At 67.8% G+C, this 23044-nt stretch carries 20 protein-coding genes and 2 pseudogenes; 7 read left to right on the top strand and 15 right to left on the bottom strand.

Annotated elements, in window-relative coordinates; all coding sequences use genetic code 11:
- Window positions 1-55: 55 nt before the first annotated feature.
- The 10 genes and pseudogenes from nuoH to ACFQDH_RS08145 form a co-directional block, all read right to left on the bottom strand.
- Window positions 56-1434: pseudogene (nuoH, locus tag ACFQDH_RS08190) on the bottom strand (NADH-quinone oxidoreductase subunit NuoH).
- A pseudogene (locus tag ACFQDH_RS08185) lies at window positions 1431-3916 on the bottom strand (NADH-quinone oxidoreductase subunit G). Before ACFQDH_RS08185 ends, nuoH begins: the two co-directional pseudogenes overlap by 4 nt.
- The gene (gene nuoF, locus ACFQDH_RS08180) at window positions 3913-5235 is read right to left on the bottom strand and encodes an NADH-quinone oxidoreductase subunit NuoF (RefSeq protein ID WP_382400212.1); all 1323 of its coding nucleotides are present in this window, start codon (window positions 5233-5235) and stop codon (window positions 3913-3915) included. Before nuoF ends, ACFQDH_RS08185 begins: the two are co-directional and overlap by 4 nt.
- Window positions 5235-6098, bottom strand: coding sequence for an NADH-quinone oxidoreductase subunit NuoE (gene nuoE, locus ACFQDH_RS08175; RefSeq protein WP_382400210.1), 864 nt, complete (start codon window positions 6096-6098; stop codon window positions 5235-5237). The genes nuoF and nuoE overlap by 1 nt, the downstream gene beginning before the upstream one ends.
- On the bottom strand, window positions 6098-7381 hold the full coding sequence (locus ACFQDH_RS08170) for an NADH-quinone oxidoreductase subunit D (protein WP_382404832.1): 1284 nt from the start codon (window positions 7379-7381) through the stop codon (window positions 6098-6100). Before ACFQDH_RS08170 ends, nuoE begins: the two co-directional genes overlap by 1 nt.
- A gap of 128 nt (window positions 7382-7509) precedes the next feature.
- Entirely contained in the window at window positions 7510-8271 is a 762-nt protein-coding gene (locus tag ACFQDH_RS08165) for an NADH-quinone oxidoreductase subunit C (protein WP_382400208.1), read from the bottom strand.
- Window positions 8268-8822 carry a NuoB/complex I 20 kDa subunit family protein gene (locus ACFQDH_RS08160; protein ID WP_188836747.1) on the bottom strand — a complete coding sequence of 185 codons (555 nt, stop codon included), beginning with the start codon at window positions 8820-8822 and terminating at the stop codon, window positions 8268-8270. Before ACFQDH_RS08160 ends, ACFQDH_RS08165 begins: the two co-directional genes overlap by 4 nt.
- Before the next feature lie 11 nt (window positions 8823-8833).
- The gene (locus ACFQDH_RS08155) at window positions 8834-9199 is read right to left on the bottom strand and encodes an NADH-quinone oxidoreductase subunit A (RefSeq protein WP_382400206.1); all 366 of its coding nucleotides are present in this window, start codon (window positions 9197-9199) and stop codon (window positions 8834-8836) included.
- 44 nt (window positions 9200-9243) lie between these two features.
- Window positions 9244-10557 (bottom strand): geranylgeranyl reductase family protein, encoded by a 1314-nt coding sequence (locus ACFQDH_RS08150; RefSeq protein ID WP_382400204.1) that lies wholly within the window; start codon window positions 10555-10557, stop codon window positions 9244-9246.
- Window positions 10558-10704: 147 nt separating this feature from the next.
- Window positions 10705-11406: a demethylmenaquinone methyltransferase gene (locus tag ACFQDH_RS08145; RefSeq protein WP_382400202.1), complete on the bottom strand. Its 702-nt coding sequence runs from the start codon at window positions 11404-11406 to the stop codon at window positions 10705-10707.
- Between the two features lie 70 nt (window positions 11407-11476).
- On the opposite strand from ACFQDH_RS08145, the gene ACFQDH_RS08140 reads away from it, so the two are divergent.
- Window positions 11477-12742 carry an isochorismate synthase gene (locus ACFQDH_RS08140; protein ID WP_382404831.1) on the top strand — a complete coding sequence of 422 codons (1266 nt, stop codon included), beginning with the start codon at window positions 11477-11479 and terminating at the stop codon, window positions 12740-12742.
- Here the strand turns inward: ACFQDH_RS08140 and ACFQDH_RS08135 are convergent.
- The 3 genes from ACFQDH_RS08135 to ACFQDH_RS08125 all read right to left on the bottom strand — a co-directional run bounded on the left by ACFQDH_RS08135 (window position 12715) and on the right by ACFQDH_RS08125 (window position 15596).
- The gene (locus ACFQDH_RS08135; protein WP_382400200.1) at window positions 12715-13026 is read right to left on the bottom strand and encodes a DUF1330 domain-containing protein; all 312 of its coding nucleotides are present in this window, start codon (window positions 13024-13026) and stop codon (window positions 12715-12717) included. The genes ACFQDH_RS08140 and ACFQDH_RS08135 overlap by 28 nt on opposite strands.
- 31 nt (window positions 13027-13057) lie before the next feature.
- Window positions 13058-13939: a diacylglycerol/lipid kinase family protein gene (locus ACFQDH_RS08130; protein WP_382400198.1), complete on the bottom strand. Its 882-nt coding sequence runs from the start codon at window positions 13937-13939 to the stop codon at window positions 13058-13060.
- Between the two features lie 82 nt (window positions 13940-14021).
- Window positions 14022-15596: an FAD-binding oxidoreductase gene (locus ACFQDH_RS08125; protein WP_382400196.1), complete on the bottom strand. Its 1575-nt coding sequence runs from the start codon at window positions 15594-15596 to the stop codon at window positions 14022-14024.
- Window positions 15597-15659: 63 nt separating this feature from the next.
- Between ACFQDH_RS08125 and ACFQDH_RS08120 the strand changes: the two genes are divergently transcribed.
- The 3 genes from ACFQDH_RS08120 to ACFQDH_RS08110 are packed head-to-tail and all read left to right on the top strand — an operon-like array spanning window position 15660 to window position 17817.
- Complete coding sequence (locus tag ACFQDH_RS08120; RefSeq protein ID WP_382400194.1) at window positions 15660-16304, top strand: TetR/AcrR family transcriptional regulator; 645 nt, start codon at window positions 15660-15662, stop codon at window positions 16302-16304.
- Window positions 16301-16810 (top strand): FAD-dependent oxidoreductase, encoded by a 510-nt coding sequence (locus ACFQDH_RS08115; protein WP_382400192.1) that lies wholly within the window; start codon window positions 16301-16303, stop codon window positions 16808-16810. The genes ACFQDH_RS08120 and ACFQDH_RS08115 overlap by 4 nt, the downstream gene beginning before the upstream one ends.
- Window positions 16774-17817: a glycerol-3-phosphate dehydrogenase/oxidase gene (locus ACFQDH_RS08110; RefSeq protein ID WP_382400190.1), complete on the top strand. Its 1044-nt coding sequence runs from the start codon at window positions 16774-16776 to the stop codon at window positions 17815-17817. The genes ACFQDH_RS08115 and ACFQDH_RS08110 overlap by 37 nt, the downstream gene beginning before the upstream one ends.
- A gap of 3 nt (window positions 17818-17820) precedes the next feature.
- On the opposite strand, the gene ACFQDH_RS08105 is transcribed toward ACFQDH_RS08110, so the two are convergent.
- Entirely contained in the window at window positions 17821-19056 is a 1236-nt protein-coding gene (locus ACFQDH_RS08105; protein WP_382400188.1) for a polysaccharide deacetylase family protein, read from the bottom strand.
- A 237-nt stretch (window positions 19057-19293) separates the two neighbouring features.
- On the opposite strand from ACFQDH_RS08105, the gene ACFQDH_RS08100 reads away from it, so the two are divergent.
- Genes ACFQDH_RS08100 through ACFQDH_RS08090 form a run of 3 tightly spaced genes read left to right on the top strand, consistent with a single transcriptional unit; the run spans window position 19294 to window position 22095 of the window.
- Entirely contained in the window at window positions 19294-20544 is a 1251-nt protein-coding gene (locus tag ACFQDH_RS08100) for an MFS transporter (RefSeq protein ID WP_382400186.1), read from the top strand.
- Between the two features lie 28 nt (window positions 20545-20572).
- Complete coding sequence (locus tag ACFQDH_RS08095; protein ID WP_382400184.1) at window positions 20573-21136, top strand: hypothetical protein; 564 nt, start codon at window positions 20573-20575, stop codon at window positions 21134-21136.
- The gene (locus ACFQDH_RS08090; protein ID WP_382400182.1) at window positions 21133-22095 is read left to right on the top strand and encodes a threo-3-hydroxy-L-aspartate ammonia-lyase; all 963 of its coding nucleotides are present in this window, start codon (window positions 21133-21135) and stop codon (window positions 22093-22095) included. The genes ACFQDH_RS08095 and ACFQDH_RS08090 overlap by 4 nt, the downstream gene beginning before the upstream one ends.
- A 13-nt stretch (window positions 22096-22108) precedes the next feature.
- Here ACFQDH_RS08090 and ACFQDH_RS08085 read toward each other — a convergent pair whose 3' ends face one another.
- Window positions 22109-22981, bottom strand: coding sequence for an arylamine N-acetyltransferase family protein (locus tag ACFQDH_RS08085; protein ID WP_382400180.1), 873 nt, complete (start codon window positions 22979-22981; stop codon window positions 22109-22111).
- Window positions 22982-23044: the final 63 nt, after the last annotated feature.

Here is a 23044-nt window from a genome sequence, read left to right as displayed (position 1 = left end):
TTTGTCGGCGCTGTCAGTGTGGGACGGGGTCGGCTTGTCGTTGCGCTTGTCGTTGTCAGCCACGAGTTTCCTCCTCCTCGGAATCGGTCTCGTCAGGTCGGTATGCCGCGGACGGCGTCAGTGCAGGAGCCGGCTCGCGCAGGGTCTGGCCCGGCAGCGGCGGCACGGGGTAACCACCGGCGAAGGGGTCGACCTCGGTCGCCTGCTCCGGGATCGCCTTCTCCCGCGCGGCGGCCTTGTAGTCGTAGATCCACGCTGCGGCGAGCACCAGCAGCACGATGATCACGATGGTGATGAGCGTCGACCGATGCAGCCGGCCGCCCCAGATCATCGACTTTCCCAGGAAGCCTTCGTTCGAGGCACGCAGGAAGGCGACCGCGACGACCCACACCAGGGTGGACGGGATCAGGACCTTCCAGCCCAGCCGCATGAATTGGTCGTACCGGACACGCGGCAGCGAACCGCGCAGCCAGACGAAGAAGAACATGAACAGCCACAGCTTGATGACGAACCACAACACGCCCCACCAGCCACCGTTGAACATGCCGCCGCCGATGGCGGCGATTCCCGGAGGGCCTGCCAGCCGCCGAGGAACAGCGTCGTGGCCAGCCCGGAGACGGTGAACATGTTGACGTATTCACCGAGGAAGAACATCGCGAACTTCAGCGAGGAGTATTCGGTGTGGAAGCCACCGGTGAGCTCGCCCTCGCCCTCGGCGAGGTCGAACGGCAGCCGGTTGGTCTCACCGACCATGGTGATGATGTAGACGCCGAACGAGAAGAACGCCGGGATGCAGAACCACAGGTTCTTCTGGGCCAGCACGATCTGGCTGGTCGACATGGACCCGGCATACAGGAACACAGCGACGAGCGCGAGGCCCATCGCGATCTCGTAGGAGATCACCTGGGCGCTGGAGCGCAGGCCACCGAGCAGCGGGTATGTCGAGCCCGACGACCAGCCCGCCAGCACGATGCCGTAGACGCCGACACCGGCGACCGCGAGCACCAGCAGCACCGCGACCGGCACGTCGGTCAGCTGCAGCGGGGTGTAGTGACCGAACATCCAGACGTTGCCGGACAGCGGGATGATCGCGAACGACACGAACGCCATCGCGCCGGCGATGATCGGCGCCAGGATGAACATCAGCTTGTCCGCGTTGCGGGGCGTGATGTCTTCCTTCAGCGCCAGCTTCACGCCGTCGGCCAGGGTCTGCAACAGACCGAAGGGACCGGTGCGGTTGGGTCCGGGACGTTCCTGCATCCGGCCGATGACGCGGCGTTCGAACCAGATGACGATCAGCGTGTTGACCAGAAGGAAGACGAACAGCAGGAGGGCCTTGATCAGCGACAGCCACCAGGGCGTGTCGCTGAAGTCGGCCGCCGGGTTGTCGGTGCTGGCGGCCAGCGCCGGGCCGGCGAGTGCCAAGACGGTCACTGCACACTCTCCTTGGTAGCGGTCGCCGGTGCCTTGGCCAGTGTCACGATTGCGCCGCCGTCGGCACCGAGCGTGGCACGCACCGCGCTGTCGGTCGAGTTGGTGGGCAGCCACACGACGTAATCAGGCATGTCGGTGATGACGACCGGCAGGGTGATCGAGCCGTCCTTGGTGGACACCTCGAGCCGCTCCCCCTCGCGCACACTGACGCTGGCTGCGGTAGCCGACGACAGGCGGGCCACCGACGAGAAGGCGGTGCCGGCCAGGAACGGCTCGCCGTCCTGCAGTACGCCCTTGTCCAGCAGGTGGGTCCAGGTCGACAACACGGCTTCGCCGATCAGCGGACGCGGTACGCCACGGGACTTGACCCGGGGCCGCGACGGACGCTCGCCGGTGAACGCACCGAGCTCCTCCATCTCCGCGCGGACCTCGTCGGTTGTGCGCGTGCCGAGGAATTCGCCGAGCTCGGCCGCCAGCAGGTCGAGTGCGCGGAAGTCGGAGATGCCGGAGGTCTCGATGGCCTTCTCGAAGGGCCGCACGCGACCCTCCCAGTTGACGTAGGAACCGGACTTCTCCTGCTGCGCAGCAACCGGGAGTATGACGTCGGCGTATGGCGCAACGGCGCTCTCGCGAACCTCGAGCGACACCACGAAGGCCTTCTCCAGACCGGCCTGGGCCGTGAGCTGGTCGGGCAGGTCACGCGGGTCGACGCCTCCGACGACCAAGCCGGCCAGCTCGCCCGAAGCAGCGGCCGCCAGGATCGCACCGGAGTCACGACCGACCTGCTCGGGCAGGTCGGCGGCGCCCCACACGGCGCCGACCTCGCTGCGCGCGGCCGCGTCGCCCACCGGACGACCGCCCGGCAGCAGGTTGCCGATGGCACCGGCCTCGAGCGCACCGCGCTCACCGGCCCTTCGCGGCACCCAGGCCACCCGGGCACCCTTGGCCTGAGCCAGGGCGAGCACGGACGAGAGGGCACCGGGCACGGTCGCCATACGCTCGCCGACCATGATGATCGACCCGGAGCTCAGCTGCGCCGCGGTCTCGGCCAGGTCGCCGCTGGCGGCGGTGATCGCGTCGAGCACCTCGGCCTCGGTGCCGGGGGCGGCCGCGATCAGGGTGCCGCCCATCTTGGCCAGGCCACGCGTCACGAACGGCGCGACCGACATGACCTTGGTGCCGTTGTTGCGGTTGCCCTTGCGCAGCCGCAGGAAGATGATCGGCGACTCCTCCTCGGGCTCGATGCCGACCAGCAGCACCGACGGCGCCTTCTCCAGGTCGGTGAATGTGACCGAGCGATCGTTGTCCGGCCCGGTTGCCACGACGGAGTTGGCCAGGAAGTCGGCCTCCTCGGCGGACAACGGCCGGGCGCGGAAGTCGATGTCGTTGGTGTCGAGCACCAGACGCGCGAATTTGCTGTAGGCGTAGGCGTCTTCGGCGCTGATGCGGCCGCCGGTGAGCACACCGACACCGCCTGCGGCCTTGGCCTGCGCGATGCCCTTGGCGGCGATCTCCAGGGCCTCGGGCCACGCGGCGACCCGCAGGTCGCCGTTCTCGTCACGCACCAGCGGGGTCTCGACACGGTCGCTGGTGGCGTACTTGAACGCCCAGCGACCCTTGTCGCAGTTCCACTCCTCGTTGACCGCCGGGTCGTCCAGCGCCATTCGGCGCAGCACGACGCCGCGACGGTGGTCGGTGCGGATGGAGCAACCGCTGGCACAGTGCTCGCACACCGAGGGCGTCGACATCAGGTCGAACGGCCGGGACCGGAAACGGTATGCCGCGCCGGTCAACGCACCCACCGGGCAGATCTGCACGGTGTTGCCCGAGAAGTAGGACTCGAAGGGCTTCTCCTCGTAGATGCCGACCTGCTGCAGCGCACCGCGCTCGATCAGTGCGATGAACGGGTCGCCGGCGATCTGGTCGGAGAAGCGCGTGCACCGGGCGCACAGGATGCACCGGTCACGATCGAGCAGCACCTGGGTGGAGATGTTGATCGGCTTGGGGTAGGTGCGCTTGACGTCCTCGAAGCGCGACTTGGGCCGACCGTTGGACATCGCCTGGTTCTGCAGGGGGCACTCGCCGCCCTTGTCGCAGACCGGGCAGTCCAGCGGGTGGTTGATCAGCAGGAACTCCATCTGCCCGTGCTGCGCCTTGTCGGCGACCGGGAGGAGACCTGGGTCGCGACCTTCATGCCCTCGGCGACGGCCAAGGTGCAGGAGGTCTGCGGCTTCGGCATACCGCGGCCGTTGCCGGCGTCGGGCACCTCGACGAGGCACTGCCGGCAGGCGCCGACCGGGTCCAGCAACGGGTGGTCGCAGAATCGCGGGATCTGGACGCCGATCTTCTCGGCGGCCCGGATCACGAGCGTCCCCTTCGGCACGGTGACCGGGACGCCGTCGATCGTCAGCGAGACGGTCTCCGGCGGGGGCGGCGGGGTCGCGGCGTCACCGCCGGATGCGGGTGAGGTGACGGTCGTCATACGGACGCGGCCTCCTTCTGGGTAACCGGGAAGAGAGCAGAGTGCTCCGGCGGGTAGGCCTCCCACCACGGGGTGTGGGTGCCCAGCTCGAACTCCTCGCGGAACAGCTGGATGCCGGAGGTGACCGGCGAGGTCGATGCATCACCGAGCGCACAGAACGAGCGACCGAGGATGTTGTCGCAGACGTCGACCAGGGTCTCGATGTCCTCTTCGGTGCCTTCACCGTGCTCGAGGCGGGTCATGATCTGCTTCATCCAGTAGGTGCCCTCACGGCACGGCGTGCACTTGCCGCAGGACTCGTGCGCGTAGAAGTCGGTCCACCGCGCGACCGCATGGACGACCGACACCGTCTCGTCGAAGATCTGTAGCGCACGGGTGCCCAGCATCGACCCGGCCGCAGCGACCGAGTCGAAGTCGAGCGGCACATCGAGGTGCTCGGCGGTGAAGATCGGCGTCGACGAGCCGCCGGGTGTCCAGAACTTCAGCTGGTGGCCCTCGCGGACACCGCCGGCCATCTCCAGCAGTTCGCGCAGCGTGATGCCCAGCGGCGCTTCGTACTGACCCGGTCGGGTCACGTGGCCGGAGAGGCTGAAGATGCCGAAGCCCTTGGACTTCTCGGTGCCCATGCCGGCGAACCAGTCGGCACCGTTGGCGATGATGCTCGGAACCGACGCGATCGACTCGACGTTGTTGACCACGGTCGGGCGGGCGTAGAGGCCCTCGACTGCGGGGAACGGTGGCTTCAGACGGGGCTGGCCGCGCCGTCCCTCGAGCGAGTCGAGCAGCGCGGTCTCCTCACCGCACTCGTAAGCGCCGGCGCCGGCGTGGACGGTGACGTCCAGGTCGAAACCGGTGCCGTTGATGTTCTTGCCGAGCAGGCCCGCGTCATACGCCTCCTGTACGGCGTTCATCAGCCGGCGGTAGACGTGCACGACCTCGCCGCGAAGGTAGATGAACGCGTGGTTGCAGCCGATGGCGAACGACGTGATCGCGACGCCCTCGACGAGGAGATGTGGCGTGGCCATCATCAGCGGGATGTCCTTGCAGGTGCCCGGTTCGGACTCGTCCGCGTTGACGACCAGGTACCGCGGGCCGCCGTCCGGCTTGGGAAGGAACGACCACTTCAGGCCGCTCGGGAACCCCGCGCCGCCGCGGCCGCGCAGGCCGGAGTTCTTGACCTCTTCGATCAGGGCCGCGGGGTCCATGCCGAGCGCCTTGTCGAGGGCCTGGTAACCGCCCTCGCGCCGGTAGGTCTCCAGGGTCCAGCTGCGGGGATCGTCCCAGTGCTTGGTGAGCACCGGGGTCAACGTGGTAGCCATCAGTCCTCCTGGCTCTCAGCCGAACTGTGCGGGTGGCCGGGCAGCGGGCCGCCGGTCTGGTCGGTGGTCGCCTGGTTCTGCTTGGTGTCCTGCTGGTCCTCGGACAGCGGACCGCCCTCGTCACCCGGCGCACGCCAGTCGTTCTGGTGCGCGAGCCGCAGGCCCTCCAGGGACGGTTCGCCGGCGCCGATGCCCTCATTGGCGTGGCCGTCCGGGAAGCCCGCCAGCACACGCTCGACGTGCTTGAAGGAGCACACCTTCGCAGCGCCACGGGTCGGCGCGACGTCCTTGCCGGCGCGCAGGTCGTCGGCCATCTGCACGGCCGACTCGGGCGTCTGCTTGTCGAAGAACTCCCAGTTGGCCATGACCACCGGGGCGTAGTCGCACGCAGCGTTGCACTCGACCCGCTCGAGGGTGATCTTGCCGTCCTCGGTGGTCTCGTCGTGGCCGATGCCGAGGTGGTCCGAGAGGCGCTCGTAGATCAGGTCGCCGCCCATCACCGCGCACAACGTGTTGGTGCAGACACCGATCGTGTAGTCGCCGTTGGGGTGGCGCTTGTACTGGGTGTAGAAGGTCGCGACACCGCTGACCTCCGCGTCCGTCAACGACAACCGCTCGGCGCACAGGCGCACGCCGCGGCCGCTGACGAAGCCGTCGACGCTCTGAATCAGGTGCAGCATCGGCAGCAGCGCGGAGCGCTTCTCCGGGTATCGAGCGATGATCTCGTCGATGTCCTGGTTGAGCTGCGTCAACTGCTCTTCGGTGTACGGCTCGTCACTGGCGTGCAGCGGCGCCTGAGGGTGCAGGATCGCGTTGGAGGGGTGGCTCCGCTCCTCCGCGTGCACCTTGTTGATCTCACTCATCAGCGGTCGACGCCTCCCATCACGGGGTCAATGGAAGCGACGGCGACGATGACGTCGGCGACCGAGCCGCCCTCGGCCATCGCGGCGACCGCTTGCAGGTTGTTGAAGGACGGATCCCGGAAGTGCGCCCGGTAGGGACGGGTGCCTCCGTCGGACACCGTGTGACAGCCGATCTCGCCCTTGGGGCTCTCGATCGCGGCATACGCCTGGCCGGGCGGCACCCGGAAGCCCTCGGTCACCAGCTTGAAGTGGTGGATGAGGGACTCCATCGACTCGCCCATGATCTCCCGGATGTGGTCCAGGCTGTTGCCCTGGCCGTCTGACCCGACGGCCAGCTGAGCCGGCCAGGCGATCTTCTTGTCCTCGACCATGACCGGGCCGGGCTGCTCGTCGAGCCGCTGGATGACCTGCTCCACGATGCGCAGCGACTGGTACATCTCGTCGACGCGCACGCGGTAACGGGCGTAGGCGTCGCAGGTGTCGCGGACCGGGACCTCGAAGTCGTAGGTCTCGTAACCGCAGTAGGGGTCGGCCTTGCGCAGGTCGTGCGGCAAGCCGGTCGATCGCAGCACCGGGCCCGTCATACCCAGCGCCATACAGCCGGTGAGGTCGAGGTAGCCGACGTCGCACATGCGCGCCTTCAGCACGGGGTTCTCGTTGAGCAGTGCCTCGAGCTCGCCGATGCCCTTGCGGACCAGCGGGATGTTCTCGCGGACCTGGTCGATGGTGCCTGCCGGCAGGTCGGAAGCGACGCCGCCCGGGCGGATGTAGGCGTGGTTCATGCGCAGGCCGCTGATCGCCTCGAAGATCCGCAGGATGCGCTCGCGCTCCCGGAAGCCGATGGTCATGACGGTCGTCGCGCCCATCTCCATACCGCCGGTGGCCAGGCAGACCAGGTGCGATGTGACGCGGTTGAGCTCCATCATCAGCACCCGGATGGCCTGGGCACGGGCGGGGATCTGGTCGGTGATGCCGAGCAGCTTCTCGACGGACAGGCAGTAGACCGCTTCGTTGAACAGCGGCATGACGTAGTCCATGCGGGTGCAGAAGGTCACGCCCTGGGTCCAGGTGCGGTATTCCATGTTCTTCTCGATGCCGGTGTGCAGGTAACCGATGCCCGCGCGGGCCTCGGTGACCGTCTCGCCATCCAGCTCGAGGATCAGCCGCAACACACCGTGCGTCGACGGGTGCTGCGGACCCATGTTGACGACGATCCGCTCCTCGTGCAGAGCTGCGGCCTCGTCGACCAGGTCGTCCCAGTCACCGCCGACGGCGTTGAGCACCGGGGTGTCGTCGTCGACGTCATGGGTGGTGGCGCCGAATGGGTCGGTCGACGAAGTGCCTGTTCGTGGCTCGTATGCGTCGGTCCTGGCTTGCTTCGCTGCGCCAGAACCGGCCGTCGCCTCGGGTGTCACTTGTACGACCTCCTGTCGTCCGCCGGCGGCACGGTGGCGCCTTTGTACTCCACCGGTATGCCGCCCAGCGGGTAGTCCCTGCGTTGGGGGTGGCCGGGCCAGTCGTCCGGCATCAGGATCCGGGTCAGCGCCGGGTGACCGTCGAAGATGATCCCGAACATGTCCCAGGTCTCGCGCTCGTGCCAGTCAACGCCGGGGTATGTCGGCACGATCGACGGGAGGTGCGCGTCACCGTCGGGCACTGCGACCTCGACGCGAACTCGCTTGCTGCCATTGGTGATCGACATGAAGTGGTAGACGGCGTGCAACTCACGGCCGGTCTCCTCCGGGTAGTGCACACCGCTCACACTCAGGCACTGCTCGAAACGCAGCGCCGGCTCGTCACGCAGCGCCTCTGCCACCAGCGGAAGGTGCTCGCGGGCCACGAAGAGCGTCAACTCGCCGCGGTCCACGACCACGCGCTCGACCGCAGCAGCGTAATCGCCACCGCGCTGAGTCAATGCCGCCTCGAGCGAGTCGGTCAACTGGTCGAAGTAGCCGCCATACGGCTTGCTCGCGGTGCCCGGGAAGAACACGGGGCGGTTCAGTCCGCCATACCCGCTGGTGTCGCCGCCGAGCGACGGGCCGAACATGCCCTTGCGGTCGGCGATCTTGATCGGCTGGCCGACGGTCGTGGTCTCCACGAGTTCGTTCGGGGTGACCGCGTCGGTCGTCGTCGCCTCGCTGCTCGGCGCGTCCGGCTTCTTCTCATCACTCACGCGAGGAGGCCTTTCATCTGATGCGTCGGCGTCGCTGCCATCGCCGCCTGCTCAGCCGCACGTGCGGCCTCGACCCGGTTGACGCCCAGCTTGGTGTTCTGGATCTGCTTGTGCAGCTCGAGAATCGCGTTGAGCAGCATCTCCGGCCGCGGCGGACAGCCCGGCAGGTAGATGTCGACCGGTATGACGTGGTCGACGCCCTGCACGATCGCATAGTTGTTGAACATGCCGCCCGAGCTGGCGCACACACCCATCGAGATGACCCACTTGGGCTCGGGCATCTGGTCGTAGACCTGACGCACGACGGGTGCCATCTTCTGGCTGACGCGGCCGGCGACGATCATCAGGTCGGCCTGGCGCGGAGTCGCACTGAAGCGCTCCATGCCGAAGCGGGCGATGTCGTAGTCGGGCGTGCCGACGGCCATCATCTCGATCGCGCAGCAGGCCAGCCCGAAGGTGGCCGGCCAGACCGAGCTCTTGCGCATGTAGCCGGCGACCTGCTCGACCGTGCTCAGCAGGAAGCCCGCGGGCAGCTTCTCTTCGATTCCCATGTCGGTAGACCTCAATCCCACTCAAGTCCGCCGCGGCGCCATACAAAGGCGTAGGCGACGAACACAGTCACGACGAAGAGCACCATCTCGATCAGGGCGAACAGCCCCAACCGGTCGAACGAGACGGCGAACGGGTAAAGGAACACCGACTCGATGTCGAAGATGATGAACAGCATCGCCGTCAGGTAGTACTTGATCGGCACACGGCCGCCGCCCTCGGCGTGCGGGCTCGGCTGGATGCCGCACTCGTAGGCGTCGACCTTGGCGCGGTTGTAACGCTTCGGGCCGGCCAGCGTGCTGGCGCCGAGCACCGAGAAGATCGCGAAGGCGGCACCGATGCCCGCGAAGAACAACAGCGGTGCGTAGGAGTAGTTCATTGCTTACGAGTCCTTCCGAACGTCGCTGTTCGAAACCTTGAGGCTCATGCTGCCGGCACCACGCGAGCCAGCATCGACATCACTCGGTCGTCGAGTTTGCCACCGTGCTCGTCGCCGAGGTTGGCCATCACCTTCAACAAGAATCGCATCATCGTCTTACGCGGCAGGCCGTAACGCACCGCAAAACGCATGATTTCCGGATGGCCGATGAGTTGCGCGAAGTGGCGACCCACCGTGAAGTAGCCGCCGAGCGCATCCTTCATCACCGTCGGGTAGGACTGCAGCACGCGCTCGCGCCCGGCGTCGTCGGTGCGGGCAAAGGCCTGCGCGACCACTTCGGCGGCCAGCCGGCCGGACTCCATCGCGTAGGCGATGCCCTCACCGTTGAACGGGTTGACCATGCCACCGGCGTCGCCGACCAGCAGCAGACCGTCGGCGTAGTGCGGCTGCCGGTTGAAGCCCATCGGCAGTGCGGCACCGCGGATCGGCCCGGTGATGGTCTCCTCGTTGTAGGTCCACTCCTCCGGCATCGTCTCGACCCAACGACGCATGACGTCCTTGTAGTCGGTCTTGCCGAAAGCACTGGAAGTGTTGAGGATTCCGAGGCCGACGTTGCTGGTGCCGTCGCCGACGCCGAAGATCCAGCCGTAACCCGGCAGCAGGACGCGCTTGCCGTTCTTGTCCTTCGACCACAGCTCGAGCCACGACTCCAAGTAGTCGTCGTCGTGGCGAGGACTCGTGTAGTAAGCACGAACCGCAACACCCATCGGGCGGTCGTCACGCTTGTCGCGACCCATGGCCAGCGAGAGGCGGGAGGAGTTGCCGTCGGCGGCGATGACGAGCGGCGCGCGGAAGGTCAGCTTGCGACCGGTCGGCCGGTCGTCGTCGCCCATCTCCTTGGCCTCGACGCCGACGATCGCGCGGGTGCGCTCGTCCTTGATCGCGCCGTTGACGTTGACGCCTTCGCGCAGCCGAGCACCGTGCTTGACGGCGTGCTTGGCCAGGATGTCGTCGAAGTCCTGGCGCGTGCGCACCAAGCCGTATGGCGGGAAGCTCGCGACATCCGGCCACTCCAGCTGCAAACGCATGCCGCCGCCGATGATCCGCAGGCCCTTGTTCTTGATCCAGCCATCGTCTTCGGGGGTCGGCACGCCGAGCGTGATCAGCTCACGCACGGCTCGTGGGGTCAGACCGTCGCCGCAGACCTTTTCCCGGGGGAAGTGGGTCTTCTCGAGCAACAGCACGTCGAGGCCGGCCATTGCGAGGTATGCGGCTGTGGCTGATCCACCAGGGCCGGCGCCGACGACGATGACGTCGGCGCTCTCGTCCAGGGCAGGGCTAACGCCGGGGAGGCTCACTCGGGGATTTCTTTCTAGCTTGTGAACGTCTTCACTAACCCATGCACTGTATTCCCAGCGGGAACGCCGCACCTACTTAGGCGATCCTAAGATCAAGCTGGTCGAGTTGGGATGGAGGAGCGAAGCGGGGACATCGCGTATCGAGATCTACATCGTCGCCGGTTTGGTCGCGCGGTGCAGGGCCACGATGCCGCCGGAGAGGTTGCGCCATTCGACCTTGGCCCAGCCGGCCTCCTGCAGCTGCGCTGCGACACCGGCCTGGTCCGGCCAGGCCTGGATCGACTCGGCCAGATAGACATAGGAGTCGGCGTTGGAACCGACCCGGCGAGCGACACGCGGCAGGGCCGACATCAGATATTCGCTGTAGACCTTGCGGAAGGCTGCGTTGGTCGGCGTCGAGAACTCGCAGATCAGGATCTTGCCGCCCGGCTTGGTCACCCGGCGGAACTCGCGAAGCGCCTCCTGCGTCGAGTGCACGTTGCGGAACCCGAAGGACATGGTGACCGCATCGAAGACTCCGTCGGCGAACGGCAACTGCGTGGCGTCGGCCGCGGTGAAGGCCATGTCGGGACGCCGCTGCTTGCCCGCGCGCAGCATGCCGAGCGAGAAGTCGGCCGGTATGACGCGAGCGCCGAGACGCTCGAAGGGCTCGGTGCTGGTGCCGGTGCCCGCCGCGATGTCGAGCACCAGATCGCCCGGCCGGGCCGCGACGGACTCGACGACGGCCTTCCGCCAGCGCCGGTCCTGGCCCATCGACATCACGTCGTTGGTGATGTCATAGCGCGCCGCGACTTGGTCGAACATCTTCGCGACGTCACGGGGCTGCTTGTCGAGGCTCGCGCGATTCATGCTGGACATTGTTCCGTATGGCGAGAGCCGATCTGCATCCACGTGCGGCGTAAGGTATCCGGTCGTGACCATGCCGTTGCCGCAATCCCACCCGGCTCTGGTGGTGCGCTCGGTGCGCATCCCGGACCCGGGAGATCTCGTCTCGTTGATCCCTGCCGACGCCGAAGCACCCGTGTGCTGGCTGCGCGAGGGCGACGGATTCGTCGGATGGGGCACCGCCACCGCCATACAGACACAGGGAACGTCGCGGTTCGCCGACGCCGAGCAGTGGTGGCGCGGCATCGTCAAAGACGCTGTCGTTCGGAGCCAGGTCGACCTGCCCGGGTCCGGTCTGATCGCCGTCGGTTCGTTCGCCTTCGCCGCCGCGTCCGAGGCGGGCGGCGTGTTGCACGTACCAGCGACCGTCGTCGGGCGCCAGCACGGCGTCGCGTGGATCACCACGGTCAGCACGGCGGCCGACCTATCGGGCGCCGCTCCCCTCGAAGCGAGCGAATGTCCAGACGCACCAACGATTTCCGAAGTCGGCAACGGCGCATTGAGCGGGTCCGAATGGATGGCGGCGGTGGGCACCGCCGTCGAGCGCATCCAGTCCGGCGCGCTCGACAAGGTCGTAATGGCACGCGACGTCGTCGTCCGGTCCGAGACTCCGATCGATCCGCGCTACCTACTGCGCAACCTGTCCGACTCCTACCCCAACACCTGGACCTACAGCGTCGACGGCCTGATCGGCGCAACCCCGGAGATGTTGCTGCGGCGGCAGAAGGGCCTGGTCACCTCGCGCGTGCTGGCAGGCACCATCCGGCGCACGGGAGACGACGAACACGACCTGGCGCTGGCCGGATCGCTGGCCCGCTCCAGCAAGGACCTGGAGGAGCACGAATACGCCGTGCGCTCGGTCGCGGATGCGCTCTCCCCTCACTGCTCCTCGATGAACGTGCCCGAGTCGCCTTTCGTGCTGCACCTGCCCAACGTCATGCACCTGGCGACCGACGTCGCGGGAGTGCTGCACGAGGACGTCTCGTCACTCAGCCTGGCCGCGTCCTTGCACCCGTCGGCCGCCGTCTGCGGCACTCCGACACTGGCGGCGCGCGATCTCATCGCCGAGCTGGAGCTGATGGACCGTGGCCGGTATGCCGGGCCGGTCGGCTGGCTGGACGCCGCCGGTGACGGCGAATGGGGCATCGCGCTGCGTTGCGGCGAGCTCGAAACCCCTTCCCAGATGCGGCTTTTCGCCGGCTGCGGGATCGTTGCCGGCTCCGAGCCGGAGTCCGAGCTCGGCGAGTCGGACGCCAAGCTGGTGCCGATGCGTCAGGCGCTGGGCTGCGGCCCTTCATAACCCTCGACCAGGACGATCTCACCCTCGGCCGCACGTTGCCGGATCGCGCGGGCCGCGGTGTATTCGGGCGAGTTGTAGCAGTCCAGCGCTGCCTGGTAGCTCGGGAACTCGATCACCACGTTGCGGGGCCGTGAGCTGCCCTCCACGCCCTCACACTGCCCGCCGCGCACGATCGGTGTGCCGCCGTGCGCGGAGTAGACCGGATTGGCCGCGGCGACATACTCGGCGTAAGCGGCATCGTCGTGCACCGAGATGCGTCCGATCCAATATCCCTTGGCAGTCATACGGATTCCTTCGGTCTGTGGGAGGTGCGACTCAGTCATTCAACAGCAGCCGGAGCGCACCCGGGAGGGCGCGGGCAGTGACCGGCGCTGGGGCGACCGGATCGCCGTCGGCATACGCCATGACGTCGTCGGCCTCGATCCGCACCGTCGCGCCGCGCGCCACCGTGACTTCGGGGTTCTTCAGGTGTGTGCCGCGGTAGAGCTGTGGCAGGGCCTTCACGAACTTCGCCCGGCTGCCGGCACCGACCATCACGACATCGAGCATCCCGTCGTGCACGTCGGCGTCAGGTGCAATGTGCATACCTTTGCCGTAGTAGCCGGAATTGGCTGCAATCACTGTGAACCCGCGGTAGTTGAAGACCTCGTCATCCACTTGCACGCGATAGTCACGCGGGCTGAACTGCAACAGCCCGCGAACCGAGGCGAGCTGATATTGCACCGATGACGGCAACCGTTTCGAGCTGGAGTTGACCAACTCGGACACGCGGGAGTCGACGCCGGCATAGACGCTGCCCACCACAATGCGGTCCGCAACCTCGATGGCGTCGGTCCTGGTCTCCACACCACCGAGCGCCAATCGCGCTGCGTCATGGATGTTTTCGGGTATGCCGAGCTGGCGTGCGAAGTCGTTCCCTCGGCCGCTGGGGATGATCGCTGCGGTGATGTCGTACTTGTGCAACGGTCCGGCCATGGTGCTGACCATGCCGTCGCCGCCGACCACGACGCAGATCTCCCCCGCCGCCGCGGTGTCACGGACGAGACCGTCGGCCGATTCGATCCCCGGTGAGAACGTGATCCGCACCGCGCTGCCGCTGTCACCGAGATCGGCAGCAACTTCGCGGGCGGCCTGAACAGCCCTGCCTCCACCGGACAGCGGGTTGGCGATGACATGGAACGACTTAGCTGTCTTCATGGCTCAAGAATCCTGGGTCGAAGGAATCGGGGCCCCCACGAAGTATCGGGGGAGCGAAGCGGAGGAGAACTTCGTGGGGTGATCAAGGGATCAACACTCCAGGGTTGAGGATGCCCTCAGGATCCAGCGCCTGCTTGACCGCGCGCAAGGCCGCCACGCCGGGCGCGCCGATCTCGTCCGCCAGCCACGGCTTGTGATCGCGCCCGACTGCGTGGTGATGGGTAATGGTGCCTCCGGCGTCGCGGATCGCATCGCCCGCTGCTTGCTTGATCGGCGCCCACTGGGCGGCGCCGTCATCGGCCTCGCGCACCGCGACGGTGAAGTAGAGCGATGCCCCCGCCCGGTAGACGTGGGAGATATGACAGAGCACCAATGGGTCGACGCCCTGCGCGCCGGCGGCATCTGCGATCGCGGACTTCACCGCGTCGTAGAGCGCCGACAGGTTGCTCCAACTGGTCGCTGTCTCAAGGGTTTCCACCAACACACCTTCGTCCAGTAGCGCATCGCGCAGGTATGGCGCACTGAACCTGCCCGACGCCCAGGCCTCGCCTCCCTGCGCTCCGGCCAGCTCACCGCCGAGCCCGGTGAGGACGTCGGTCACCTCGGACCGCATGCGCGCGACCCTGGCCGGCGTGCCCTCGTAGCCGCACACCATCTGCACCCCGCCCGCGTCGGAGATCCCGATCGCCGACGGGTCGCTGAGGTTGATCGCTGTCTCGGTCTCATCGGACAGCCGCAGCACGGTCGGATTCAGATCGTCCTGCACGAGGGTGCGCATCGCGGTCGCCCCGTCAGCGAAGGACGCCCACCGCCACGTCTCGTAGACCCGCTCCGTCGGGATCCGTCGCACCATCACCGTGACATCCGTGATGACACCGAAGGTGCCTTCGGACCCGAGCACGAGCTGCCGCAGGTCTGGCCCTGCTGCGCTGGCCGGAGCGCGCCCCACCTGCCAGGTGCCACCCGCGGTCGCGACTGTCAGACCGATGACCATGTCGTCGAATCGTCCGTATCCAGAAGATGAGTGACCACTGGATCGGGTTGCCGCGAAGCCGCCGATGCTGGCGAACTCGAAAGACTGCGGATAGTGCCCGAGCGTGATTCCGTGCTCAGCCAGCAATGCCTCTGCCTGCGGGCCGAGCAGCCCGGCCTGCAGGGTTGCCGTCATCGAGACCTCGTCGACCTCGACAAGGCGATCGAGTCGCCGAAGGTCCAGGGACACGATCCCCGTCAGGTCGCCGCGGTCCGCGACGAGACCGCCGACCACCGACGTGCCACCGCCATACGGGACGACAGCGACCCGGTGCGCGGCACAGGCGCGCAGTACACCGACGACCTCGTCGCCGTCCGCGGGCTCGACGACCAGATCGGGAGCGTCGCCGAAATCACCGTCGCGCGCTGCCAGCAGGTCCGGGGTCGACTTGCCGCGGGTGTGGTGGATCCGGTCCGAGTCCGCCTGCGAGACATGGCCAGGACCGACGATGGCCGCCAGTGCTGCACGGGCATCGGCCGGCACCTCGTCCGTCGGCAGCTGGACGGCGTCCAACGCGACGCTCTCCCGTGGCCGAATCTCCCCGAATGCCAACGCCATCAAGTCATGAGCGCCGTCGGGAAGAGCTGTCGTGTGATCGGGATCGCCCCAACGTGACCAGTGCATCAATCTCTCCCAGGTGCGGTTCGCGACGTCGTTCGCCGTCGCGGTGATGTTACAGTGTGACACATGACAGCACTCCGTAACAGCTCCGCGATTTCGGACGACCGGTTGTTGACCGCGGCCCGTGAGTGCCTCCTCGCTGTCGGCTGGCGCCGTACGACGATGACCGACGTCGCTCGCCGTGCTGGCGTCTCTCGCATGTCGGTCTATCGGAGATGGCCGGACATGACGGCCCTCATCGGCGATCTGATGACCAAGGAGTGGTCGACCGTCGGCGCCGAGCTCGCCGAACGCGACCCGCACCCGAGTGCGGACGGGATAGCCCAGGCCGTCGGCGCGGTTGCCGCGCAGATTCGCCAGGGTGATCTCTTCCAGAAGATCGTGGATGTCGATCCGGAGCTGCTGATCCCCTATCTGCTGGTCCGCCGTGGACGCACGCAGGACGCCATGCTCGAGTCGATCGAAGCGGCGGTCCGGGCCGGCCAGGACTCGGCGGACGTGCGGGACGGGAACCCCTCGCTGCTCGCCCGATCGGTGTTGTTGACGGCCATGGGCTTCGTCTTCTCCGCGCCGACCATGATCGGTGAATCCATCGACGAGGCAGCACTTTTCAGTGAGCTCGTCGTCGCCGTACGAAGCTACCTCCAACGTCACCCCACGAAGTTTCTCCCCCGCTCCGCTCCTCCGAATACTTCGCGGGGGCCCCGATGAGCGGCGGCTCCGCGTCCCTGAACGCAGCGCGCCGAGCACGAGAGCTCGCCGAATCGACCGCCGGTCGCGTCGCCGACCTCTTGGTGATCGGCCTCGGTGTAACCGGCGCCGGCGTGGCACTCGACGCCGCAACGCGCGGCCTCGACGTCGTTGCGATCGACGCGCACGATCTCGCGTTCGGCACCTCGCGGTGGAGCTCGAAACTGGCCCACGGTGGTCTTCGCTACCTGGCCACCGGACAGGTCGGCATCGCCCACGAGAGCGCCGTCGAACGCGGCATCCTGATGACCACCACCGCGCCGCATCTCATCCGCAGCGTGCCGTGGGTCGTTCCGCACTACCGGACCGGGTCCCGCCGCGAGAACTTCCTGACGATGGGCGGATTCGTCGCAGGCGACGTCCTACGCCGAGCCGCCAGAACACCGAGCTCGGTCCTCCCCGCCCCCGGCGCCTGTCGGCCGCCGAGGCGGTGCAGCTCGCCCCCGGAGTGCGGCCGGACGATCTGACCGGCGCGAGCCTCGGATGGGACGGCCAACTCGTCGACGACGCACGGCTGGTCACCGCGATCGCCCGCTCCGCGGCGCTGTATGGCGCAAAGGTCCTCACCAGGGTCCGCGCAATCGAGACAACCGGGGCAGGGGCCCGCGTCCGGGACGGTCTGACCGGGGAGGAGCACGACCTCAAGGCCCGGGCGGTCATCAACGCCACGGGAGTGTGGGCCGACCAGCTCGACCCACGGATCCACCTGCGACCGTCGCGTGGCACCCACCTGGTGGTGCGGTCGACTTCGCTGTCATCGATGGATTGCGTTGTCAACGCTCCGGTTCCAGGTCATTTTGGGCGCTTCGTCTTCACGCTCCCGCAGCTGGACGGCACCACCTACATCGGCCTGACCGATGAGCCTGCCGGCGGCGACGTGCCCGACATACCAACTGCGACCGACCCCGAGATCGACTTCCTGCTCGACACGATCAACCCGGTGCTGGCCACCACGCTGACCCGGGACGACATCATCGGCACGTATGCCGGGCTGCGACCGCTGCTGGAGGCCGACGGCGACACGAGCGACATCTCCCGACGACATGCCGTGCTCACCGCGCCCGACGGGCTGGTCACCGTGGTCGGCGGAAAGCTCACGACATACCGCCGCATGGCGCAGGACGCGGTCGACGCCGCCGTCCGGGCACGGTCGCTGACCGCCGGCCCATGTGTCAGCGCCACCACGCCGCTGGTGGGCGCGGAAAGCGCCCCGACGAACCGCGCGGCTTCCGCCCGACTGGTTCGTCGCTATGGCAGCGAAGCCGGCGCGGTCCTCTCCGGCGATCCCTCGCGCAACCAGCCGATCAGCCCCGACCTACCCACGACGCCTGCGGAGTTCGACTTCGCCTTACAGCACGAGGGTGCGCTGGACATCGATGACCTTCTCGACAGGCGCACCCGCATCGGTCTCGTTCCGGCCGACCGGGCGGTCGCGGAAGTCGTTGCTGCAGAAGCAGTTTCGGCATACAGCTGACCGTCAGGACGCGAGGAACTCCTTCCACCCACCGGGCGGCTTCGTGCCGTAGGCGACCGTGCGCAGCTTGGCCAGCACGACTGGATCCTGCGCCTCGATCCAGTCGACCAGTTGCCGGAAAGACACGATGCGAGCGTCGGGATAGGTGGCGATCTTGCGCATCACCTGCTCGACGGCCGTCATGTAGATGCCGCCGTTCCAGCCCTCGAAGTGGTTGCCGATGATCAGCGGCGCCCGGTTGGAGTCGTAGACGCGGCGGAATCCGGCCAGGTAGGTGTCGACGGCCTGCTGCTGCCACTGCGGGCGCATCGAGGGTTTGCCCCGGGTCGTGCCACCGGTCTGGTTGTACATGATGTTGTAGTCCATCGAGATGACCTGACCGGTGTGCCCCGCGAACGGGATCGACTGCATGGACAGGTCCCACAGGTTGCGATCCTTCGACGGCCACATCTGGATGCCGGTCTTGCTGCTGTCATATCGCCAACCGAGCTTGGAGGCGGTGACGCGCAGGTTGTCGGCGCCCTCCAGGCACGGAGTGCGACCGCCGACCAGCTCCTTCTCGTAGTCGAAGGGCAGCGGTGGCAGATCGCTGAATCCGGTGTTGGTGCGCCAGTTCTCGACGAACTGCTTCGCCTGCTCGATCTCGCTGCGCCAGTCGGCCGGTGACCACTGGCAGACCCCGGTCGGGCCGCAGAAGTGGCCGTTGAAATGCGTGCCGATCTCATGGCCCTCCCGCCACGCCTCGCCGATGTTCTTGATCGTGGCGTGTATGTCGCCGTCCTCGAGATAACCGATGTCCGACGCCCCGATGTCGTGCCGTGGCGGGTGGTAGAGGTCCTTCTTGGCGCGCGGCAACAGGAACAGCCCGGACAGGAATAGCGTCATCGATGCGCCGGTGTCCTTGGCCACTTCGCGGAAGTGGGACAGCAGGTTCAGTCCGTCGATCTCGCCGGCGCCGTCCCAGGAGATGACGACGAACTGTGGCGGCGTCTCACCGGGCTTCAGCCGATGCGGTGTCGGCTGGTGCGGCTGCGGGCCGGTGTCGGAGGTCGACCCGTCGCCGATCAGTCGCACCTCCGGCAAGGACGAGCTCGCCGAACCGGTCGAATCCTTTGACCCTGCAGTGGCTTTGGCTGCGGGTGGCGCGCTGCTGCCGCTGATGCCACAGCCACCGAGCACCGCAGCAGCGCTTGCTACAGCCCCTGCGGCCAACGCCTCCCGACGAGACACTCGCGTCATACGCTCCCCAACTCCTCGAGTTGCCGGGCAACCGCCACCCGAACAGCTACCCGACCTCCACCGTCGCAAAGATCATCGGAAATCGAAAGGTGCCGCGCCGTGCGGCACCAATGGTCACGTGGTATGTCGCCCCGCGAAACGGCGCTAAACTGGACTGCAGCAAAGGGACTGGCGCGACTGTGAGGTGGGAAGTCGCGCGTTGATATCTGTCGACCCTTTCGAAAGGCGTTCCACCGCATGTCGCCCGCTGCGTCATACCGCCACCTCTTCGGCCTGACCGGTCGCACCTACATCGTCGTGGCGTTCCTCGCCCGGCTCCCGCTGGCCATGAGCCAGATGGGCGTCCTGCTCCTCATCGCACACACCACCGGCAGCTATGGCGCCGGTGGTGCCACCGCCGGCGCATTGGCCGTCGCCAACGCAGTCGGCGCACCGCTGCTCGGTGCGGCCTCCGACCGACTCGGCCAGCGGATCGTGGTGCTGGTCCAATCGGTGATCAGCGCGGTCGGCCTGGTCGCTGTCGTGGTCGCCGCCGAGAGCGGTATCCCCTGGGGCTGGGCGGCTGTCGCCGCAGCGGTCGGCGGGTTCTTCATCCCGCAGGCCGGTCCGCTGGCGCGAGTGCGCTGGCGGCCGATCATCACCTCCAGTGGGCGCCCCGGCTCGCCGGTGCGGCTGATCGACACCGCGTTCTCCTACGAAGGGTCCGCCGACGAGGCATCGTTCGTGCTCGGCCCGGCGCTGGTCGGCTCCATTGCCGCCGTCGCCGACCCGGGCGTCGGGATCTGCGTCGCCGCCGCACTACTGGCGGTCTTCGGCACCTGGTTCGCCATACATCCGACGGCGCGGCTGCGTGCCTCACGCACCGGCGTCGCCGCCGCCGGGCGCTTCCTGACGCCCGCGCTCGCGACGCTGATGCTGGCCCAGCTGATCATCGGGATGATCTTCGGCTCCGTGCAGACCGGCACCACCGTCGTCGCGACCGCGGCCGGCCACGCCGGGGTCGCGGGCCTCGTCCAGGCGCTGCTGGGCGTCGGGAGTGTCGTCGCCGGATTGAGTATGGCGGCGCTGCCGGCCCGGATCGGTTACGTCACCCGGTGGCGCGTGACGGCGACCGGACTCTTCGTGCTGGCGACACCGCTGCTGCTGGTGCACTCCCTCGCGTTGCTGTGCCCCGTGCTGGTCGTGCTGGGGTGCTGCGTGGCGCCATACATGATCACGACGTTCACGCTCGGCGAGCAGCTCACACCGCCGTCCCGCACCGGCGCCGCCATGACGTTGCTGGCCGCAGCAACCGGTCTCGGGTATGCCGTGGGCGCCGCCGTCGCCGGGCGTCTGGGCGATGTGTCCGGCGCGACCGCCGCCTTCAGTGTCACCGTCATCGCAGGCGGACTCGCCTGTGTGCTCGCCGCGCTGGCCGGCCCGATGCTGCGACGCGCACACGCCGCGGTCCAGACCGTGGCACCGGCGGACGTACCGCAGGCGGCCTGACCGACGCCTGGGCGTCTAGGGTTTTCCCATGGCGATCTCCAAGCAGACCACTGCTCTCAACCTTGCGTCGGCCGCGGCCGCCGGTGCGATCACGCTGCTCCGTCCGGGGCGCTTCCCGAAGTGGGCGCGTCGCGGCCTGCGCTGGGCGAACACCGCGGGCACTGCGGGCTCGATCTTCCTGGTGGTTCGCGGGAACGACGTGCCGGAGGACCACCCGCTGCACAAGGCCCTCAGTGCCAGTGACGTCATGGCCGCCGCATCCGGTGGACTCATGCTGGTGACCTCCGGGCTCGGCCTGAAGGCCGACGCCAAGATCGAGGCGTTCCTGCGGGGGCACGGCGTGAAGCATCCACGTGTCCTCATGGCGGCCGGTGTCGTCGTGGTGCTGTTCGCGGTGAAGACCTTGCAGGACGCCAAGAGCAAGGACGCGGCGCAGCCCACCGAGGCAACGCGACCCAAGTCTCCGGCGACCTCGAAGCCCGCCAACCCGATGCTGCCGACCTCGACCGGGACCACGGCACCGACCGCGAGCAGCGCGAACTCCCTCTCGAAAGACCCGGAGCACGACACTCGTCCCGACACGACCCGATGACCGCATTCGGCCTGCTGGACGTCCAGGACGCCGCACGACGGCTCGATGGCGTCGCGCACCGCACCCCCGTCGTCACCTCGACGCGGCTCGACGCCGAGCTCGGTGTCGAGGTGCACCTGAAGTGCGAAAACCTGCAGCGGATGGGCGCTTTCAAGTTTCGCGGTGCCTACAACGCACTCAGCAGACTCGAAGACGCGGCACGTGCCGCCGGTGTCGTCGCCTTCTCCTCGGGCAACCACGCGCAGGCCGTCGCGCTCGCCGCGCGACTGCTCGGCATACCCGCCACGATCGTGATGCCGACCGATGCGCCGCAGATCAAACTCACTGCCACCAAGGGGTATGGCGCCCAGGTCGTCACCTATGACCGGCGCACCGAGGACCGTGCCGAGATCGCTCGCGAGCTGGCCGCACGTGACGGCCGGACCGTCATACCGCCGTTCGACAACGCGCAGATCGCTGCCGGGCAGGGCACCGCCGCGCTCGAGCTGATGCAGGACGTCCCCGATCTGGACGCGGTGATCGCGCCGCTCGGCGGTGGTGGCCTGCTCAGCGGTACGGCGATCGCAGCACGCGGAATCCGTCCCACCGCAAAGATTTTCGGTGCAGAACCAGCTGCCGGCGATGACGGGAAGCAGTCCTTCGACGCGGGGCGCATCGTGCAGATCCCGGTGCCCGACACCCTCGCAGACGGTGCGCAGACCACCGCGTTGGGCGAGCTGACCTTCCCCATCATCCGGGAGCTGGTCGAGGACATCGTGCGGGTGACGGACGACGAGCTCGTCGACGCCATGCGGACGTTGGCGCACACCTGCAAGCTGGTCGTCGAGCCGACCGGAGCACTCGCACTGGCCGCCGCACGCACGCTCGCACCGTCGATGCAGGGCGCCAAGGTCGGCGTCATCCTGTCCGGCGGCAACGTCGATCTTGCCCGCTACGCCAACCTGCTGACCTCGAACTGAACCGACCTGCGGCTCAACCCTGCTCGGCCTCCCAGCGGCGGTGCCCGTCCAGGACCGTTGCCCAGAGCCGATCACACACGCCGGGATCGCTGTCGTCGAAACGCAGGCCGAAGAGATCGGCGAGCAACTCGAACCATTCGTCCCGACGTGTCATCGGGTCGGCGACGAACGCGCCACTGCCGATGCGACTGCGCACGAGTCCGCGCACGACATCGACACCTCCGGCGTCCCGTCGCTCTGCCATCGCGACCTTGACGAAACCCGACTCAGGCGAGGTCGACAGCCAGCGGTGCTGCGTCTCGAAATCGGTCAACCGGGCAGTGTCAATGGTCCAGCTCATTCCGCCGAATCCACCCGAGGGATCGTGGGTGAGGTGCCACGACGAACCGGCGGTCACCTCCTCGAGCGACAGCCCGAAGGGCGGGCAGTCATACGTCCCGGCGACCAGCGGCAGCGGGCTGTGCAGGGCGTCGCCCAGGCCAGCGTCGACATACCAGACACCACCGGGGTTGTCGTCGGTCGGCAGCCCGTCGACCGTCAGCACCAGGTGGTTGCCGCGCTCGGCATCGGTGGGTCCGTCCGGACCGTGCACTCCCCCGACGTGCGCATGCACCGAGTAGCCGAGCGACGCCAGCAGCAGTCCGAGGGCGCCGTTGAGGTGGTAGCAGTAGCCGCCGCGGCTCTGCGTCGCGATCCGTCGAGCCGCTTCTGCCGGGTCGATGTCCCAATGCTCGCCGCCCTGGATCCACAGTGTTTCGTAGGGCACTCGCTCGACCTGTCGCTGCGCCAGCAACGCCAGTCCTGCTGCCGACGGCGGCTCAGGCTGGACCCCGAGACGCGCCAGGTAGGCGTCCCTTACTTCCGGCGCCAGCGCCGACTCGAGCATCCGACCATTGTCGCGCCGGTCGCTCGGCCTTGTCCGCGGATCGCCTCGCCCGGACACCGCCGG

Source organism: Flexivirga alba (assembly GCF_042661025.1).
GTDB lineage: Bacteria > Actinomycetota > Actinomycetes > Actinomycetales > Dermatophilaceae > Flexivirga > Flexivirga alba.
This window is presented reverse-complemented; position numbering and strand designations above follow the sequence as displayed.

Bases quoted from the DNA above. Each gene is read 5' to 3' on its own strand.
- ACFQDH_RS08130 (WP_382400198.1), bottom strand. From the start codon at position 13,939: ATGAAGACAGCTAAGTCGTTCCATGTCATCGCCAACCCGCTGTCCGGT.
- nuoF (WP_382400212.1), bottom strand. From the start codon at position 5,235: ATGGCTACCACGTTGACCCCGGTGCTCACCAAGCACTGGGACGATCCC.
- ACFQDH_RS08155 (WP_382400206.1), bottom strand. From the start codon at position 9,199: ATGAACTACTCCTACGCACCGCTGTTGTTCTTCGCGGGCATCGGTGCC.
- ACFQDH_RS08115 (WP_382400192.1), top strand. From the start codon at position 16,301: ATGAGCGGCGGCTCCGCGTCCCTGAACGCAGCGCGCCGAGCACGAGAG.
- ACFQDH_RS08140 (WP_382404831.1), top strand. From the start codon at position 11,477: ATGCCGTTGCCGCAATCCCACCCGGCTCTGGTGGTGCGCTCGGTGCGC.
- nuoE (WP_382400210.1), bottom strand. From the start codon at position 6,098: ATGAGTGAGATCAACAAGGTGCACGCGGAGGAGCGGAGCCACCCCTCC.
- ACFQDH_RS08105 (WP_382400188.1), bottom strand. From the start codon at position 19,056: ATGACGCGAGTGTCTCGTCGGGAGGCGTTGGCCGCAGGGGCTGTAGCA.
- ACFQDH_RS08085 (WP_382400180.1), bottom strand. From the start codon at position 22,981: ATGCTCGAGTCGGCGCTGGCGCCGGAAGTAAGGGACGCCTACCTGGCG.
- ACFQDH_RS08095 (WP_382400184.1), top strand. From the start codon at position 20,573: ATGGCGATCTCCAAGCAGACCACTGCTCTCAACCTTGCGTCGGCCGCG.
- ACFQDH_RS08090 (WP_382400182.1), top strand. From the start codon at position 21,133: ATGACCGCATTCGGCCTGCTGGACGTCCAGGACGCCGCACGACGGCTC.
- ACFQDH_RS08160 (WP_188836747.1), bottom strand. From the start codon at position 8,822: ATGGGAATCGAAGAGAAGCTGCCCGCGGGCTTCCTGCTGAGCACGGTC.
- ACFQDH_RS08120 (WP_382400194.1), top strand. From the start codon at position 15,660: ATGACAGCACTCCGTAACAGCTCCGCGATTTCGGACGACCGGTTGTTG.
- ACFQDH_RS08145 (WP_382400202.1), bottom strand. From the start codon at position 11,406: ATGAATCGCGCGAGCCTCGACAAGCAGCCCCGTGACGTCGCGAAGATG.
- ACFQDH_RS08100 (WP_382400186.1), top strand. From the start codon at position 19,294: ATGTCGCCCGCTGCGTCATACCGCCACCTCTTCGGCCTGACCGGTCGC.
- ACFQDH_RS08135 (WP_382400200.1), bottom strand. From the start codon at position 13,026: ATGACTGCCAAGGGATATTGGATCGGACGCATCTCGGTGCACGACGAT.
- ACFQDH_RS08125 (WP_382400196.1), bottom strand. From the start codon at position 15,596: ATGCACTGGTCACGTTGGGGCGATCCCGATCACACGACAGCTCTTCCC.